The sequence below is a fragment of the Lysobacter antibioticus genome (assembly GCF_000731095.1).
Lineage (GTDB): Bacteria > Pseudomonadota > Gammaproteobacteria > Xanthomonadales > Xanthomonadaceae > Lysobacter > Lysobacter antibioticus_B.
Genome location: NZ_JMTZ01000093.1, coordinates 1 through 16323 on the forward strand (window position 1 = coordinate 1; position 16323 = coordinate 16323).

Annotated in this window: 16 protein-coding genes and 1 pseudogene; 7 read left to right on the plus strand and 10 right to left on the minus strand. The window is 68.1% G+C overall.

Annotated elements, in window-relative coordinates; all coding sequences use genetic code 11:
* Positions 1 to 308: 308 nt before the first annotated feature.
* Complete coding sequence (msrB, locus tag EX88_RS0120650) at positions 309 to 734, minus strand: peptide-methionine (R)-S-oxide reductase MsrB (protein WP_031373877.1); 426 nt, start codon at positions 732 to 734, stop codon at positions 309 to 311.
* A 128-nt stretch (positions 735 to 862) separates the two neighbouring features.
* On the opposite strand from msrB, the gene lptD reads away from it, so the two are divergent.
* The 7 genes and pseudogenes from lptD (at position 863) to EX88_RS0120685 (ending at position 8881) form a co-directional block, all read left to right on the plus strand.
* On the plus strand, positions 863 to 3409 hold the full coding sequence (gene lptD / locus EX88_RS0120655) for an LPS assembly protein LptD (RefSeq protein WP_031373878.1): 2547 nt from the start codon (positions 863 to 865) through the stop codon (positions 3407 to 3409).
* Positions 3406 to 4785: a peptidylprolyl isomerase gene (locus EX88_RS0120660; protein ID WP_031373879.1), complete on the plus strand. Its 1380-nt coding sequence runs from the start codon at positions 3406 to 3408 to the stop codon at positions 4783 to 4785. Before lptD ends, EX88_RS0120660 begins: the two co-directional genes overlap by 4 nt.
* Position 4786: 1 nt before the next feature.
* Complete coding sequence (gene pdxA, locus EX88_RS0120665) at positions 4787 to 5779, plus strand: 4-hydroxythreonine-4-phosphate dehydrogenase PdxA (protein ID WP_031373880.1); 993 nt, start codon at positions 4787 to 4789, stop codon at positions 5777 to 5779.
* On the plus strand, positions 5776 to 6618 hold the full coding sequence (gene rsmA, locus EX88_RS0120670; protein WP_051885369.1) for a 16S rRNA (adenine(1518)-N(6)/adenine(1519)-N(6))-dimethyltransferase RsmA: 843 nt from the start codon (positions 5776 to 5778) through the stop codon (positions 6616 to 6618). Before pdxA ends, rsmA begins: the two co-directional genes overlap by 4 nt.
* Before the next feature lie 293 nt (positions 6619 to 6911).
* Complete coding sequence (apaG, locus tag EX88_RS0120675; RefSeq protein WP_031373882.1) at positions 6912 to 7295, plus strand: Co2+/Mg2+ efflux protein ApaG; 384 nt, start codon at positions 6912 to 6914, stop codon at positions 7293 to 7295.
* A gap of 13 nt (positions 7296 to 7308) precedes the next feature.
* Positions 7309 to 8247 (plus strand): annotated as a pseudogene (locus tag EX88_RS0120680) (symmetrical bis(5'-nucleosyl)-tetraphosphatase); the annotation flags it as partial.
* Complete coding sequence (locus EX88_RS0120685; RefSeq protein ID WP_051885370.1) at positions 8189 to 8881, plus strand: DUF1287 domain-containing protein; 693 nt, start codon at positions 8189 to 8191, stop codon at positions 8879 to 8881. The pseudogene EX88_RS0120680 and the gene EX88_RS0120685, both read left to right, overlap by 59 nt.
* Before the next feature lie 193 nt (positions 8882 to 9074).
* Here the strand turns inward: EX88_RS0120685 and EX88_RS0120690 are convergent, their stop codons facing one another.
* The 9 genes from EX88_RS0120690 to EX88_RS0120730 form a co-directional block, all read right to left on the minus strand.
* Entirely contained in the window at positions 9075 to 9596 is a 522-nt protein-coding gene (locus EX88_RS0120690; RefSeq protein WP_031373885.1) for a dihydrofolate reductase, read from the minus strand.
* Complete coding sequence (locus EX88_RS0120695) at positions 9593 to 10237, minus strand: hypothetical protein (RefSeq protein WP_152566392.1); 645 nt, start codon at positions 10235 to 10237, stop codon at positions 9593 to 9595. The genes EX88_RS0120690 and EX88_RS0120695 overlap by 4 nt, the downstream gene beginning before the upstream one ends.
* Positions 10238 to 10333: 96 nt before the next feature.
* Entirely contained in the window at positions 10334 to 11128 is a 795-nt protein-coding gene (locus EX88_RS0120700) for a thymidylate synthase (protein WP_031373887.1), read from the minus strand.
* Positions 11129 to 11132: 4 nt separating this feature from the next.
* Positions 11133 to 12026, minus strand: a complete 894-nt coding sequence (lgt, locus tag EX88_RS0120705) for a prolipoprotein diacylglyceryl transferase (RefSeq protein ID WP_031373888.1) — start codon at positions 12024 to 12026, stop codon at positions 11133 to 11135.
* A gap of 199 nt (positions 12027 to 12225) precedes the next feature.
* Entirely contained in the window at positions 12226 to 12717 is a 492-nt protein-coding gene (locus EX88_RS0120710) for a TPM domain-containing protein (protein WP_031373889.1), read from the minus strand.
* Positions 12717 to 13646, minus strand: coding sequence for a TPM domain-containing protein (locus EX88_RS0120715; RefSeq protein WP_081931304.1), 930 nt, complete (start codon positions 13644 to 13646; stop codon positions 12717 to 12719). Before EX88_RS0120715 ends, EX88_RS0120710 begins: the two co-directional genes overlap by 1 nt.
* 10 nt (positions 13647 to 13656) lie before the next feature.
* Positions 13657 to 14295 (minus strand): LemA family protein, encoded by a 639-nt coding sequence (locus EX88_RS0120720; RefSeq protein ID WP_036149658.1) that lies wholly within the window; start codon positions 14293 to 14295, stop codon positions 13657 to 13659.
* Between the two features lie 291 nt (positions 14296 to 14586).
* Complete coding sequence (locus EX88_RS0120725; RefSeq protein WP_031373892.1) at positions 14587 to 15330, minus strand: TerC family protein; 744 nt, start codon at positions 15328 to 15330, stop codon at positions 14587 to 14589.
* Positions 15331 to 15474: 144 nt separating this feature from the next.
* A complete protein-coding gene (locus EX88_RS0120730; RefSeq protein ID WP_031373893.1) occupies positions 15475 to 15870 on the minus strand; it encodes a diacylglycerol kinase in 396 nt (131 codons plus the stop codon).
* Between the last annotated feature and the right edge of the window lie 453 nt (positions 15871 to 16323).

The window sequence follows — 16323 nt, forward strand, 5'->3', positions numbered from 1 at the left end:
CCTGTCCCGATGAAAAACGGCGCGCATCCCTGCGCGCCGCCCTTCGGGTCTTCTATTGCCTTCGCAAGTGCTGAGCTGCGCACAGCAACAGCCAGGGCCCGGCCACGGTCACGGACACATTGGCCTCCACGGGCAGGGTCGCACCGGCTTGGGACTCACGGTCGCGGCTCACGCCGCTCCTACAGGGATGGTTTGCGGCGCTATGTGCTCAAGCAAGGCGGGAGCGCCCTCCTTGTAGGAGCGACGTGAGTCGCGACCACGCGACCAAGCAGTCCCTACAGAGAGTTACCGGACCACCGGACCAGGCCTCAGCCTACCGGCTCCGCCTCGAACCCCAAGGCCGCCGAGTTGATGCAATAGCGCAAACCAGTCGGCCGCGGGCCGTCGGGGAACACGTGCCCCAGGTGCGACTGGCAGCGCGCGCACTTGACCTCGACCCGGCGCATTCCGTGACTCTCGTCGGCCACCTCGGCCACCGCTTCGGGCCGCAAGGGCTGCCAGTAGCTCGGCCACCCGCTGCCGGAGTCGTACTTGGCCTGCGAGGAGAACAGGGCCTCGCCGCAGGCGGCGCAGGTGTAGGTGCCGGCTTCCTTGTGGTTCCAGAACCGCCCGGTGAAGGCCCGCTCGGTCGCCGAGCAACGGCAGACGGCGTATTGCTCCGGGGATAACTGCTCGCGCCATTCAGCTTCGCTCTTCTCGACCGATGCCGGGGGGGGACTGGGAAGCTGGCTCATGACTCCTCCGATGGGGCGGTCGCGTTCCGGGAAAATGAACGCCGATGCCGCTTAGATGGCGCCCGCGTTGCCCGCTTGCAAGGGATACGGCAAGCTAACGACCGTTTTTCCGTCCACCGGATGCTCGCGTGCGCAAACCCCTTCGCCTGCTCCCGTTGTCGCTGTGCATCGCCATCGCCCTGCCCGCTTATGCGGCGGACGACAACGAGAATTGGGGCCTGTGTCCGCTGATCGACGCCGTGCCGTCCTTCGACGACGCCCCGACCCCGACCGGCACCGCCGAACAGCGCGCCGAGCAGCCGACCGATATCGACGGCGGCACCCTGCAACGGGCCGGGACCGACGACAACATCGTCGTCCAGGACAATGTGCGCTTGAGCCGCGGCGACCAGTTCCTGGGCACCGACAAGCTCAGCTACAACCAGGAATCGGGCAAGTACACGGCCGAAGGCCATGTCCGTTACCAGGATTCGAGCATGCGCCTGGTCGCCGAGCGCGCCGAGGGCGACCAGAACGCCGACCAGCACCGCATCGACGACGTCGAGTACCAATTGACCGCGCGCCGCGGCAACGGCGGCGCCGAGCGCATCGAGCTCAACGGCCCCAAGGGCGCCCTGCACGGTTCGACCTATTCGACCTGCGCGCCGAACCAGCGCTCCTGGGAGCTGCGCGCCCACCGCATCGACATCGACACCGCCGAAGGCATGGGCGTGGCGCGCAACGCCACCCTGCGCATCGGCAAGGTGCCGGTGCTGTACGTGCCGTGGTTCGTGTTCCCGGTCGACGACCGCCGCCGCACCGGCCTGCTGTATCCGAACATCGGCCTGTCGGGCAAGAACGGCTTCGACTGGCGCCAGCCGATCTACCTCAACCTGGCGCCGAACTACGACGCCACCCTGTATCCGCGCTACATGAGCAAGCGCGGCCTGGCCATGGGCGGCGAGTTCCGCTGGCTGTACGGCAGCGGTTCCGGCGAGGTCTCGGGCAACTGGATGCCGAACGACGACCTGGCCGGCAACGACCCGGGCCGCTACACCGATTACCGTCGCGACCCGCCGGTGCAGATCCCGCGCGACCGCATGCCGGAGAAGAACCGCGGCGAGTTCGCGCTGAAGACCACCCATCGCCTCGACGGCACCTGGTACGCCGCCGCCAATCTGGCCTGGGTCAGCGATAAGTACTACCTGCAGGATTTCAGCAACAGTCTGTACGGCCAGTCGGCGATCTCGCTGCGCAGCGAGGTCGGCCTATACGGCCGTGGCCGCTATTGGGACGCAAGCCTGATCGCCGACCACAACCAACTGGCCGACTTCACCCTGCAGGAAAACTCGCTGGCCTACGACCGCCTGCCGCGCGCGACCTTCCATTGGGCGCAGCCGTTCGGCAAGTGGGTCGAGGCCGGCGTCGACACCGAAGCGGTGCGTTTCCAGCACGAAGACGTCAAGTTCACCCCGGGCGATCCGAACGCACCGATCGGCCTGCGCCGCGACATGCCCGGCGGCAGCCGTTTCGACGTCAAGCCCTACGTCAGCTTCCCGCTCGAGGGCGCAAGCTGGTTCATCCGCCCCAAGCTGGCCTGGCGCTACACCGCCTATGAGCTGGAGCGCGGCATGGCCCAGCAGATGGCCGAGCAGCAGGCCGCGGCCTTCGTCGCCGCCAACCCGACGGTGCCCAACACGCCGGCGCTGGTGCGCAGCTTCTACGACAAGTCGCCGAGCCGCAGCCTGCCGATCACCTCGATCGACGCCGGCATGTACTTCGATCGCGAGACCGAGATCCGCGGCGACCACTACCTGCACACCCTGGAGCCGCGCGTCTTCTATCTGCGCGCGCCGTATCGCGACCAGGCCGGCATGCCGCTGTTCGACACCAACCCGATGTCGTTCAGCTGGGGCGCGCTGTTCCGCGACAACCGCTACACCGGCGCCGACCGCCAGACCGACGCCAACCAGCTCACCACCGCCCTGACCACGCGCCTGATCAGCCAGGACGACGGCCGCGAGCGGTTGGCGGCGAGCATCGGCCAGATCCAGTATTTCGACGACATCCGCGTCGTCGCCGGCGCCGAAACCCCGATCAAGCAGGGCAAGTCGGCCTGGGTCGCCGACGTCAGCGTGTCGCCGAGCGATCGCTGGACGATCAACGCGACCTACCAGTGGGATCCCAAGCTGCGCAGCGAGGATCTCGCCAGCCTGCGGGCGCGCTACCTGTTCGGCAACAACGGCGTGGTCAATTTCGGTTATCGCTACCGCCGCGACCTGTCGGTGGCGCCGACCGCGCCGAAGGACAGGCGCGACCTGTTCGAGCAGGCCGACTTCTCGTTCCTGTATCCGATCAACGACAACTGGAGCGTGGTCGGCCGCTACTACTACTCGATCAAGGACAAGCGCGCGCTCGAACAGATCGCCGGCGTGCAGTGGGAAAGCTGCTGCCTGGCGGTCCGCCTGATCGCCCGCCGCTACCAGCGCAACCGTTCCGAAGACCTCAACAGCTCGCTTCAGGTGGAGTTCGAGCTCAAGGGCCTAGGCTCCGCCGGCCAGAACACGGAGCGCGTTTTGCGCCGTGCTATTCTCGGTTATAACCGCGACGACCTGTATCTGGCGCCGCCGTCTCCCACGGTCAGCCGCCAAAATCGCGGCAACGACGCCGAATCGACTCTCGACCCGACCCTATGAACAAATTCTTCGCGAGCCCGCTCCTGGCGAGCCCGGTTTTGGCAAGTCTGCTGGCCGCCGGCCTGCTGTTCGGCGGGAACGTCCGGGCTCAGGATCTGCAGCCGATCGACCGCATCGCGGCCGTGGTCGACGAGGACGTGATCCTCAAGACCGAACTCGACCGCGCGATCGCCAACATCATGAATCAGTACGCCGGCCGCAGCGACCAGCTGCCGCCGCGCGACGTGCTTGAGCGCCAGGTGCTCGAGCGCCTGATCCTGCTCAAGATCCAGGTCGCCCAGGCCCAGGGCACCGGCGTGCGGGTGACCGATCAGGAAATCGACCAGGCCATCGGCGGCATCGCCAACTCGAACAAGATCAGCGTCGACCAATTGCGCCAGCAGCTGGCCCGCGACGGCAGTTCCTACAACGATTTCCGCAGCTCGATCCGCGACGAACTGCTGGTCCAGCGCCTGCGCCAACGCTTCGCCCAGACCCGCATTTCGGTCAGCGACGCCGAGATCGACGCCGCCCTGGCCGCGCAGGCCAACACCGGCACCCAGTACCACCTTGCCCACATCCTGATCGCCCTGCCCGAAGGCGCCACGCCCGAGCAGATCGCGACCGCACAGAAGAAGGTCGAGGGCGTGAAGACCCTGATCGACAAGGGCGAGATGGACTTCAACGCCGCCGCCGTGCGCTATTCCGACAGCCCCAACGCGCTGGAAGGCGGCGATTTGGGCTGGCGCAGCCTGGACGAAATCCCGGCCGCGTTCGGCGAGCTGATGCGCAACATGAGCGCCGGCCAGGTCACCGCCCCGATCCGCGGCCCGAGCGGCTTCCAGTTGCTCAAGCTGGTCGAAGTGCGCGACGCCTCGCAGTCCGGTCCGAAGCTGGTCACCCAGTTCCATGCCCGCCACATCCTGGTCCGCATCAGCGACACCGTCAGCGAAGCGCAAGCCAAGGCCAAGGCCGAGACCCTGCGTGCCCGCATCGCCGGCGGCGCCAAGTTCGAGGACGTGGTCAAGGAAAGCTCGGAAGACCTGACCTCGCAGGCCAAGGGCGGCGACCTGGGCTGGTTCACCCAGGACGAGTTCGGCCCCGAATTCGGCGGCGCCGTCGCGGCACTGGCCGACAACGAAATCTCGCAGCCGATCCACAGCCAGGCCGGTTACCACATCGTCCAGCGCATCGGCAGCCGCCAGAGCGACGTCGCCGACCAGAGCAAGCGCGCCCAGGTCCAGGAGACCATCGGCCGTCGCAAGCTCGAGGAAGAATGGAACCGCTACCTGCGCGAGAAGCGCGGCGAAGCCTTCGTCGACTTCCGCGTCGGCAAGGGCGCCGAAGAGACCACCGCGCCGGCGGAACCGGCCAAGCCGGCCGCGTCCGGCGGCTGACGTGACCCTGCCCCGGCTCGCGCTGGTGCCGGGCGAGCCGGCCGGCGTCGGGCCGGAGCTCTGCCTGCGGCTGATCCAGCAGGCGCGCGACTACGACCTGGTCGCCTTCGCCGATGCGCGCAGCCTGCGCGCCGCCGCCGACGCACTCGGCCTGCCCCTGACCCTGCTGCCGCCGGACCGCCCTTCGCGGGCTCCCGGCGAGCTGGCCCTGGTCGAAATCCCCAACGCCGTCGTCCCCGCCTTCGGCCAACCCGACCCGCGCAATGCCGCGGCGGTGATCGGCGCGTTGCGCGCCGGCGCCGAGGGCTGCCTGCGCGGCGAATTCGACGGCCTGGTCACCGGCCCGGTGCACAAGGCGGTCATCAACGAGGGCGGCATCGCCTACAGCGGCACCACCGAGCTGCTCGCCGAACAGGCCGGCTGCGAGGTGGTGATGCTGCTGGCCAACGACATCGTCCGGGTCGGCCTGGCCACCACCCATCTGCCGCTGCGCGCGGTCGCCGACGCGATCGAACCGATCTCGCTGGCCCGCACCCTGCGCATCATCGAGACGGCGCTGCGCCAGGACTTCGGCATCGCCGAGCCGGTGATCGCCGTGCTCGGCCTCAACCCGCATGCGGGCGAGGCCGGCCACATGGGCCGCGAGGAAATCGAGGTCATCGAGCCGGTGCTGGCTGCGCTGCGCGCCCAGGGCCTCGACCTGGTCGGCCCGCTGCCGGCCGACACCGCCTTCCTGCCGGCCAAGCTGCGCGGTTTCGACGCGGTGCTGGCGATGTACCACGACCAGGGCCTGCCGGTGCTCAAGTACAGCGGCTTCGAGCGTGCGGTGAACATGACCCTAGGACTACCCTATCCGCGCGTCGCGGTCGATCATGGCACCGCGCTCGACCTCGCCGGCCGCGGCCTGGCCGATCCGTCCAGCCTGATCGCCGCCGCCGAAACCTGCGCGCGCATCGCGCGCACCCGCCGCAGCACGTCCGGAGGCACGCCATGACCGGCACGGCCAGATCGCATGCCAAGGGCTTCAAGCCCGAGGCCAAGAAACACCTGGGCCAGCACTTCCTGCACGACGGCGGCATCATCGCCATGATCGTGCAGGCGGTGGACCCCAAGCCCGGCGACCATCTGGTCGAGATCGGCCCGGGCCAGGGCGCGATCACCTTCCCCTTGCTCGACCGCCACGGCGAACTGACCGTGATCGAGTTCGACCGCGACCTGATCTTCCCGCTGACCGACGGCGCACGCGCCCACGGCACCCTGGAAGTGATCCACCGCGATGTGCTGACCGTGGATTTCACCGCGCTGGCCAACGAGGACAAGATCCGCCTGGTCGGCAACCTGCCCTACAACCTGTCCTCGCCGATCCTGTTCCATGCCCTCGACCATGCCGCGGTGATCCGCGACATGCACTTCATGCTGCAGAAGGAAGTGGTCGACCGCATGGCCGCCGGCCCCGGCAGCAAGGTCTTCGGCCGCCTCAGCGTCATGCTGCAGGCCTACTGCCAAGTGATCGCCCTGTTCGATGTGCCGCCGGGCGCATTTCGTCCGCCGCCGAAGGTCGATTCGGCCGTGGTGCGGATGATTCCGCATGCGCCCGACAAGATCGGCATCGTCGACCACGCCCTGTTCGCGCGCGTGGTCCGCGATGCCTTCGGCCAGCGCCGCAAGACCCTGCGCAACGCGCTCTCGCAGGTCTGCAACGGCGCCGCGATCGAGGCCGCCGGACTGCGTCCGGACGCGCGCGCCGAGCAGATCGAAGTCGCCGATTTCGTGCGCCTGGCCAATGCGCTCGCCGCCAGCGGCGCGGTCCTGGCCGAGCCCGGCAAGAATTAGCGCCTGCGCCGCGGGCCTGCGGTCCGCGGTGCGTTCGTACCCTGCGACCCTGGCCGCGACGATGCGCCGCCGTGCATGCGACGCGCCCGAAGCGCCGCCATCGCGGCCGAGCGCCGATGCAGGTTTTGTGCCGACTGCGGACCGCGGTCCGGCGGCGCATCTCGGCTTTCGCGGCGTCCACGCAGGCCGCTCACCGATTATCACGACCGGCGGGGCGGCCCACGATTTCGGCCGAATGTCGTTATTTTCACGACTCATTCCCGCTTCATGCCCGCTTTGCTTAAACTGCCGCCATGGAACACCACCACGACTATGCTTTCGACATCGATGTGGCGACCCGCTACCTGGACGACCAGTCCGAACCGGAGCAGGACCGCTACGTCTTTGCCTACACCATCCATATCCGCAACGCCGGCAAGATTCCCGCGCGCCTGATGTCGCGCCACTGGGTCATCACCGACGCGAACGGCAAGGTGCAGGAAGTGCGCGGCGAAGGCGTGGTGGGCGAACAACCGTGGTTGCGTCCGGGCGACGACTACGAGTACACCTCGGGCGCCGTGCTGGAAACCAGCTTGGGAACGATGGAAGGCAGTTACGCGATGGTCGCCGACGACGGCACCCGCTTCGACGCGCAGATTCCGCCGTTCACGCTCACCATCCCGCGCACCCTGCATTGAGCGCGGACCACGTATGAGCGTTTGGGCAATAGGCGACCTCCAGGGCTGTTACGACGCGACCCAGCGCTTGCTGGAACGGATCGCCTTCGATCCGGCGCGCGACACGCTGTGGTTCTGCGGCGATCTGGTCAACCGCGGCGGGCAGTCGCTGGAGACTCTGCGCCTGGTGCATTCGTTGCGCCAGAACAGCATCGTCGTGCTCGGCAACCACGACCTGTCGCTGCTCGCGATCGGCGAGCGCACCGAAGAAGAGCAGCGCAAGGTCAACCCCGACCTGCAGCGCATCGTCCTGGCCGAGGACCGCAACGAACTGCTCGGCTGGCTGCGCATGCAGAAGCTGGTCCAGGTCGACCGCAAGCTCGGCTGGATGATGGTGCACGCCGGTCTGGCGCCGAAGTGGACCACGACCATGGCCGAGCGCCATGCGCGCGAGGTCGAGGAGCGCCTGCACGGCGACCAGTACCGGCGCCTGCTCAAGAACATGTACGGCGATCGCCCGGCCTGGAATCCCAAGCTGGCCGGCATCGACCGCCATCGCGCGATCATCAACATCTTCACCCGCCTGCGTTATTGCACGCCGCGCGGCCGCATCGCCTTCGAGGACAAGGGCAGCCCGGGCACCCAGCCGGTCGGCCTCTACCCCTGGTACGAAGTGCCGGGCCGCGCCGAGCGCGACCTCAAGATCGTCTGCGGGCACTGGTCGACCCTCGGCCTCTTCATCGGCCACGGCGTGCACGCGATCGACACCGGCGCGGTCTGGGGCGGCAAACTCACCGCGCTGCAACTCGACACCGACGAGTTGCGACTGGTGCAGGTGCCCGGTCGCGACGTGCCGGCCAACCCGCCGCGGCCGCGTCCGCCGCGCCCGCCGCAAGGGCAGCCGAAGTAAGCCGGTGCGCCAGGGACGGTCGCGGCCACTGCTGAAGATCGCGGCCCTCGCGGTCGCCGCCGCCTGCGCCGCCTGTTCGCGCGCACCGCAGCAACCGGCCTCATCGGGCGCGCCGTCTGCTATACAACCGGCGGCCTCATCGCGCGATGTCGCGGCGTCGCCGCCGTTGGTCGTCGCCGCGCGCGCGCAGATCGGCGTGACCCGTCTCTACGACCCGGCCTATGTGCGTTTGTCCTATCCCGGCGGCGATGTCGCCGCCGATCGCGGGGTCTGTACCGACGTGGTGATCCGCGCTCTGCGCACCCAGGGGCTCGATCTGCAGCAGGCCGTGCACGAAGACATGCGCGCGAACTTCGCCGCCTATCCCTCGAACTGGCGCGCAAGCGCGACCGATCGCAGCATCGATCACCGCCGCGTGCCGAACCTGCGCCGCTGGTTCGAGCGCCAGGCCTGGTCGCTGCCGGTCAGCGATCGCGCCGCCGACTATCGCCCCGGCGATCTGGTCACCTGGGACCTCGGCCGCGGCGTGCCGCACATCGGCATCGTCTCCGACCGCAAATCCTATCGGGGCCGGCCGCTGATCCTGCACAACATCGCCCGCGGCACCCAGGAAGACGACCTGCTGTTCGACTACACCATCACCGGCCACTATCGGCCGAAGTTGGACCGCGGCAGCGCGAGCGTGGCGCGCCGATAGCCGTCATCCCCACGAAGGCGGGGACCCACCGGACTCATCCCTGCAGAACCCGCGCGACGGCGGCTCCAAGCTTAAGCGCCGTCAGGCCTATGCCTCGTTCTCGCAAGTCTCTTCCTTGCCGTCATCCCCGCGAAGGCGGGGATACAAAGCCGCCGGATTCACCCGGGCAGGGCCTTCACGACGGACTCGCCCGTCAATCCATTCCCAAGCGCAGGTAATCGACGAACTCGAACGCGAACTCGTTGCGCTCATCGGCTGCATGCGCCTCGCGCGAAATCACGCGCCATTCGGCGGCATCGAAGCGCGGGAAGAAGGCATCGGCGCCTTCGACTTCGGTATCGACCCGGGTCAAATGCAAACGCGTGGCCGCGGCCAGGCACAGCGCGTAGACCTCGCCGCCGCCGATCACGCACAACTCGGCGGCGCCGTCGCCCTGCGCCAGTTCCAGCGCCTGTTCGACCGAGCCCACCGCTTCCATGCCGGCGAACGGCACCTCGTTCGAGCGGGTCAGCACCAGGTTGCGCCGGCCCGGCAACGCGCGTCCCAGCGACTGCGCGGTCTTGCGCCCCATCAGCAGCGGCTTGCCGAGAGTCAGCGCCTTGAAGCGTTTGAGGTCGTCGGAAAGACGCCACGGCAAGGCATTGTCGCGGCCGATGGCGTGGTTGCGGTCGAGTGCGGCGATCAGGCTCAGGCGCGGAGTTGCCGATGCGGTCATTGCAAAGCCTCGTCGAGAATCTTCGATAAGCGAGTACGCGGCGTGGAGCCATCGGCGGTGTCGAACTCGATATCGTCGAGTTTCCACACCCCGTCCTCGCGCCGCATCAGCGCATCGTCGCGCCACTGCCGCCCGGGGCCCTGCCCCTCGGGCAAGTCGCTGCCGGTCAGCAGGATCTGCACACGCTCGGCGTCGACGCTCATAGCGGTGCGCCGGCCCAGCGCGAACGAAAGAATCATTTCGTCCTGCGCCGCACTGCTGAATACATCGCCTTCGATCAGAGGCGGCTTCAGGTCCGGATGCGCGGTAATGAACGCGGTTTGTGCGCGTTGCGCACGCTCCAGGCGTTGCCACAAGGCGCGAGTCAACAGCGGCCGGTAGGCGGCCAGGCGCGCGCCGCGCGGCAGGCCCGAGGCGAAGCCGGACATGGCCGGCGCACCGTCTTCGCCATAACCGCGCAGATGAGCGCGATAGAACGCGGCGGCGGCCGCATCGCTGCGAGCCGTGTCGTCGGCCGTAGCCGGCGCAGCCGGCGCCGCGGCCGGCCGACGATCGGCGCGCTCGCTCGTCGTCCCGCATGCGCTCGCAGCAAGCGCGATCGACAGGGCCAAGCACGGGCCTGCAATGGAAGGTCGCAGCATGATCGCTCCTGCGGCGCCAACGGCGGCGCCGGAAGCGGTCACACTAATCCGGCGCACGTTCAAACCGCGTCTAGCACAGTCGTGCAAGCCGCTCGCTCAGACCGCGACCGGCGCCTTGATCGCCGGCAGCGGGTCGTAGCCTTCGATGGCGATGTCGTCGTAGCTGAAGCCGAAGACGTCCTTGACCTCGGGATTGAGCTTCAACTTCGGCAACGCGCGCGGCGTGCGCGAAAGCTGTTCGCGCGCCTGCTCGTAGTGGTTCGAATACAGGTGCGCGTCGCCGAGGGTGTGGACGAAATCGCCGACGCCCAGGCCGCAGACCTGCGCGACCATGTGGGTCAGCAGCGCATAGCTGGCGATGTTGAACGGCACGCCGAGGAAGATGTCGCCGCTGCGCTGGTACAGCTGGCAGCTGAGCTTGCCGTCGGCGACGTAGAACTGGAACAGGGCGTGGCACGGCATGAGCGCCATCTGCGGCAGGTCGGCGACGTTCCAGGCGCTGACGATCAAACGGCGCGAATCGGGGTTGCGCTTGATCTCGTCGACGACCCAGCGGATCTGGTCGATCTCGACGCCTTGCGCGCCGGCCCAACGCCGCCACTGCTTGCCGTAGACCGGGCCGAGCTCGCCGTCGGCATCGGCCCACTCGTCCCAGATGCTGACCTTGTGCTCTTTCAGGTAGGCGGTGTTGGTCTCGCCCTTGAGGAACCACAGCAGCTCATGGACGATCGAGCGCAGGTGCAGTTTCTTGGTGGTGACCAGCGGGAAGCCGGCGTTCAAATCGAAACGCAGTTGCCAGCCGAACACGCTGCGCGTGCCGGTGCCGGTGCGGTCGGATTTCTCGGTGCCGTGTTCCAGCACGTGACGCAGGAGATCGAGGTATTGCTGCATGGTCTCAGCCCTTCGCCGGTTCGGCCGCGAGCGGCTGCGGTTGCAGGGTCGGCGAGCGCGTCGACAGCCACAGCCAGAACAGGCCGAGCAGGATCAGCGGCACGCTCAACACCTGGCCCATGGTCAGCCAGCCGAACGCGAGGTAGCCGTGATCGCCGATCTGCGCATCGGGCACGCGCACGAACTCGACCAGGAAACGGAAGCAGCCGTACAGCAGCGCGAACAGGCCGGACACCGCATAGCGCGGACGCGGCTTGCTCGAGAACCACCACAACGCGACGAACATCACCAGGCCTTCGAGCAGCGCTTGATAGAGCTGCGAAGGATGACGGGCGAAACGGTCGAGACCGCCGCCGGCGAATTGGGTCTGCAATTGCTCGGCGGTCCAGCCGGCAAATTCCGGCGCGCGCGGGAAGATCACGCCCCAGCCGGCATCGGTGGTCTTGCCCCACAACTCGCCGCCGATGTAGTTGCCGAGGCGGCCGAAACCGAGACCGGGCGGCACCAGCGGCGCGACGAAATCCATCACGTCGAAGAAATGCGTGCGTTGGCGGTGCGACCACCACAGGGCCGCGGCCATCACCCCGAGCAGGCCGCCGTGGAAGCTCATGCCGCCTTCCCAGATGCGGAACAGCATCAAGGGGTCCTTGAGCAGTTCGGCGAAGTTGTAGAAGACCACGTAGCCGATGCGGCCGCCGAGGACCACGCCGAGCATGGCGTAGAACAGCAGGTCGCCGTAGGCCTGCTCGCCGACGCCGGGCAGGCGCCCGTCACGGATCCGGCGCCGCCCGAGCCACCAGGCGGTGACGAAACCGAGCAGATACATGATCCCGTACCAGTGGACTTGCAGCGGGCCGAGAGAGATCGCGATCGGGTCGATCTGGTGCAGGATGGTCATGCGGCGTGACGATTCTTGAGGGACGATGACCGCCGTATTGTGCCCCACGCGGCCTGTACCAGGGGCGCCGCCGAGGCCCCCGAATCGGCACGGACACAGTGTTCCGGAAGCGATCCGGCCCATTGCGGCAAACTCGCGCATTGGCCCCGATGGGCAAGGCCCGGCCGACCCTGGAGCCCGCCGACGCCGATCGGCCCGCTTATAGCAGGACCGGGCGATCCGGCAATTCGTTGCCGTCGTCGAGCGCGCCGCGCGCGCGCGGGAACTGTTCGGCGACGATGTCCGACAAGGCGGCGATGCCGCCGAGCACCGCGGCCTCGGCATCCCCGGCGCTCAAGGCCTGCTGGATGTCGTCGCAGACCGCCTGCCAGCGCTCATGGCCGACCCGCGAGGCATAGCCGCGATCGGCGACGATCTCGATGCGATGGTCGGCCAACAGCAGATACAACAGCACCCCGCTGTTGCCGGCGGTGTCCCAGACCCGCAGTTGGGCGAAGGCCTCCTGCGCCGCCGCGCGCGCATCCTGGCCGGCGAACAGCTCTCGCAGCGGCAAGCGCTCCTCGACCGCGAAGCAGATCTGGCCGTGATGACGCGACTCGCTGGCCGCGATGGCCGCGGCGATGCGTTGCAGGCTGGCTTCGGGAAACAACCGCCGGGCCGAAGGCGCACACAGATGACGGAGCCAACGCATCACCAACTCCCCGAGGCGCCGCCGCCTCCGCTGGAACCGCCGCCGCCCGACCAGCCACCACCGCCTCCACCGCCGCTGCCTCCGCCCCAACCGCCGCCACCGTAGCCGCCCCAGCCGCCGCTGCGGACGAACTGCCCGCCGCTGCCGCCGAGCAGGCCGACGAACAAACCGATCAACGCCGTCAGGCCGACCAGCCACCAGGCCAGCGACAACAACCAGGCGATGCCGCCGACGACCAGCCCGGACGCGAGCCCGCGCACCAGCGCCGGCAGCCGGCCGAGCACGGCGCGCACGAACTGCCCGCCGAAGATCGCGATGAAGAAGGCGAGCACCCAGCCCTCCTCGCCGCCGCCGTCGTCCTGGGTCTGGCGCGCCATCGGCGGCGGCAGCGGTTCGCCGTCGATCAGCTTGACCAGCATGGCGGTCGCGTCGACCAGGCCGCCGGCGTAGTCGCCGGTGCGGAATTTCGGCGCGAGGTATTCCTGGATGATGCGGCCGGACTGGGCATCGGTGATCGCGCCCTCCAGGCCGTAGCCGACTTCGATGCGCACGCGGCGGTCGTCCTTGGCCACGACCACCAGCACGCCGTCGTCGACGTCCTTGCGGCCGAGCTTGAACTGTTCGTAGGCGCGCACCGCATACGAGTCGATGTCCTCCGGCGCGGTGCTCGCCACCACCAGCACCTGCAACTGGCTGCCCTTGCGCTGCTGCAGCGCACGCGCCTGTGCTTCCAATTGCGAACGGGTGGCGGCGTCGAGCGTGCCGGTGGTGTCGACCACCGGCGAGGTCATCGCCGGGATCGCAGCCGAAGCCTGCGCCCGCACCGGCAACGCCGCGAACGCCAATAGCACGACGCTCAGGCAGACGGCGACCCAGGCGACGGGCGTGCCGTGGCCGAACCCGCGCGTGCGTGCGGGGAACGCCGTCATCGGACGGCGATCAGCCCTGCGCCGGAGCGGGCTGCGCCGCGGCAGGCGGCGTGCTGGCCGGCGCTGCGGGCGCCGGCTGGCCGAAATCGACCTTCGGCGCTTCCTGGATCTCGGCCGGGTTCTCGACGGTGAAGTTGGGCTTGGTCGAGTAACCGAACAGCTTCGCGGTGAGGTTGGTCGGGAACTGGCGGATGTAGGTGTTGTAGTCCTGGACCGTGCCGATATAGCGCTGGCGCTCGACCGTGATCCGGTTCTCGGTGCCTTCGAGCTGGGTCTGCAGGCTCAGAAAGCTCTGGTCGGCCTTGAGCTGCGGGTAATTCTCGCTGACCACCAGCAAGCGCCCGATCGCCCCGCGCAACTCGCCCTGGGCCTGCTCGAACTGCTTGAGCGACTCGGGATTGTTGGCGTCGACATTGATGCTGCCGACCTTGGCGCGCGCCTCGGTGACCTGGGTCAGCACCTGTTGTTCGTGGCTGGCGTAGCCCTTCACCGTGGCCACCAGGTTCGGCACCAGGTCGGCGCGGCGCTTGTAGACGTTCAGCACCTGCGACCAGGCCGCGGTGACCGCCTCGTCCTTCTGCTGGATGGTGTTGTAGCCGCAGCCGCTGAGCAGCGCGGTCAGCGCAAGCACGATCAAGGCTCGGAACATGGCGCGGACTCCTGCTGGGTGACGGCCGCATTCCAGCACCGGCCGCCGGCCGGCGCAATGGACGCGGTGTGACGACGCCGGCCCGCCCGGGGCGCTATAAGCGCGGCCCCAATAAGCACCGCCGCAAACACGAAGGGCCGGTAATCACTTGCCGGCCACAAACAGGAAGGGCCGGCAATCGCTTGCCGGCCACAAACGGGAAGGGCCGGCAATCGCTTGCCGGCTACAAACAAGAAGGGCCGGCAATCGCTTGCCGGCCCTTGCGCTCGCTCGATCGATGCGGCTCGACGCTTATTCGGCGCTGAGGCGCCGGTTCGCGCGCTTCTTCGCCCACAGGTTCAAGCATTCCACCAGGGCCGAGAAGCCCATTGCGCCGTAGATGTAGCCCTTCGGGATATGCACTTCCAGGCCGTCGGCGATCAGATACACGCCGACCAGGACGATGAAGGCCAGCGCCAGCATCTTGATGGTCGGGTTGTGGTCGATGAAGTAGCCCAGCGGCTTGGACGCCAGCAGCATCACCGCCACGGCGAGCAGGATCGCGGCGACCATGACCGGGGTGTGGTTGGCCATGCCGACCGCGGCGATCACCGAGTCCAGCGAGAACACGATGTCGATGACCGCGATCTGGGCGATGACCGCCATGAACGAGGCCGCCGGCTTGGTGTGCACGTCTTCGGATTCGTCCTCGCCGACGATCAGGTCCTTGACCTCCATCGAGCCCTTCACCAACAAGAAGGCGCCGCCGAGGATCAGCACCAGGTCGCGCACCGAGATGCCCTGGCCGAATACGGTGAACAGATCGTTGGTCAGGCCGGCCAGCCAGGCCAGCGTCAGCAGCAGCGCGATACGCGAGATGCAGGCCACCGCGATGCCGAACTTGCGCGCCTTCTCGCGGCTCTCGTAGGGCAGCTTGCTGACCGCGATCGAGATGAAGACGAGGTTGTCGATGCCCAGCACGATTTCAATCGCGCTCAGGGTGATCAGGGTGATCCAGACTTGCGGATCGGTCAGCAGTTCAATCACGTGCGGCATACCTCAAGATGTCGATAACGAAGAAACCTGCGGACCGGATCCGCAGACGGCGCGCCGAGGGGCGTGCCGGTGGGCCGCCGTGGCGGCCCGGTGTAAGCAGGCGATGAAGCCGGCCGGATGGCGTGGGCGGCCCCGGGGGCGTGCTCAGCCCATCAAATGGGTCCACAGCCGGGGGCCGAGGATCGCCACCCAGGTCAGCAGCACGTTCATCAGCAACACGAACACCGCCGCCGAGCCCATGTCCTTGGCGCGTCCGGCCAATTCGTGGAACTCCGGGCCGTAGCGTTCGATGACCGCCTCGACCGCGGAATTGAGCAATTCCACGCTCAGCACCAGCAGGATCGAACCGATCAGCAGCACCCGCTCGACCCCGCTTTCGCCGAACCACCAGCCCACTGGCGCGAGGGCCAGGAACAGGTAGACCTCGAGCCTGAACGAGGACTCGTGCAGCCAGGCCGCGCGCAGGCCCTGGAACGACCAGGTCGCCGCTTTCAGGATGCGTCCGGGACCGCGAGGCAGATGCCCGTATTCGTCAGCCATGGAGGCGGACTCCCTGCGACGAGGGGACCGCGGCATTGCGACGGAGGCACTCGGGCGGAGACGGCTCGAAGGTCGGCATGGACGCGGGTCTCGATCGTGCGGGGCCGGGACAGGCCGGGCGCGGCCGACGGCCGCTACAGGGCGGGGATTTTGCCACAAGCCCGGCAGGGGCGCCCTGACGGCAGACGGCCGGATCGCGGTTTTGGGGGCCCGGGCGGGCCGGGAGCGCTTGTGCGCGGGTGGGGTGAGGGCCGTCGTAAGGCCCGATGAGATTCGGGTGAGGAGAAGTCAGACCGCGGCCTTCGAGGCTCTGGCTCCGGCTCTGCTTGTGCTTGTGGCACTGGCTGTGGCTTTGGTTGTAGCTGTGGCTGTGGCCGCTGCTTTACCGGTCAACCGTAGACCCGGAGGGCGGCGCACAGGACGTGCGCCGTTTTCCGATAGGACAAGGATGTC

Coding starts and splice junctions, on each gene's coding strand:
- msrB (WP_031373877.1), bottom strand. CDS start 734: ATGAGCCAGCTTCCCAGTCCCCCCCCGGCATCGGTCGAGAAGAGCGAA.
- apaG (WP_031373882.1), top strand. CDS start 6,912: ATGGAACACCACCACGACTATGCTTTCGACATCGATGTGGCGACCCGC.
- EX88_RS0120725 (WP_031373892.1), bottom strand. CDS start 15,330: ATGCCGCACGTGATTGAACTGCTGACCGATCCGCAAGTCTGGATCACC.
- EX88_RS0120695 (WP_152566392.1), bottom strand. CDS start 10,237: ATGCTGCGACCTTCCATTGCAGGCCCGTGCTTGGCCCTGTCGATCGCG.
- EX88_RS0120690 (WP_031373885.1), bottom strand. CDS start 9,596: ATGACCGCATCGGCAACTCCGCGCCTGAGCCTGATCGCCGCACTCGAC.
- EX88_RS0120660 (WP_031373879.1), top strand. CDS start 3,406: ATGAACAAATTCTTCGCGAGCCCGCTCCTGGCGAGCCCGGTTTTGGCA.
- lgt (WP_031373888.1), bottom strand. CDS start 12,026: ATGACCATCCTGCACCAGATCGACCCGATCGCGATCTCTCTCGGCCCG.
- EX88_RS0120720 (WP_036149658.1), bottom strand. CDS start 14,295: ATGTTCCGAGCCTTGATCGTGCTTGCGCTGACCGCGCTGCTCAGCGGC.
- EX88_RS0120730 (WP_031373893.1), bottom strand. CDS start 15,870: ATGGCTGACGAATACGGGCATCTGCCTCGCGGTCCCGGACGCATCCTG.
- EX88_RS0120710 (WP_031373889.1), bottom strand. CDS start 12,717: ATGCGTTGGCTCCGTCATCTGTGTGCGCCTTCGGCCCGGCGGTTGTTT.
- rsmA (WP_051885369.1), top strand. CDS start 5,776: ATGACCGGCACGGCCAGATCGCATGCCAAGGGCTTCAAGCCCGAGGCC.
- EX88_RS0120715 (WP_081931304.1), bottom strand. CDS start 13,646: ATGACGGCGTTCCCCGCACGCACGCGCGGGTTCGGCCACGGCACGCCC.
- EX88_RS0120700 (WP_031373887.1), bottom strand. CDS start 11,128: ATGCAGCAATACCTCGATCTCCTGCGTCACGTGCTGGAACACGGCACC.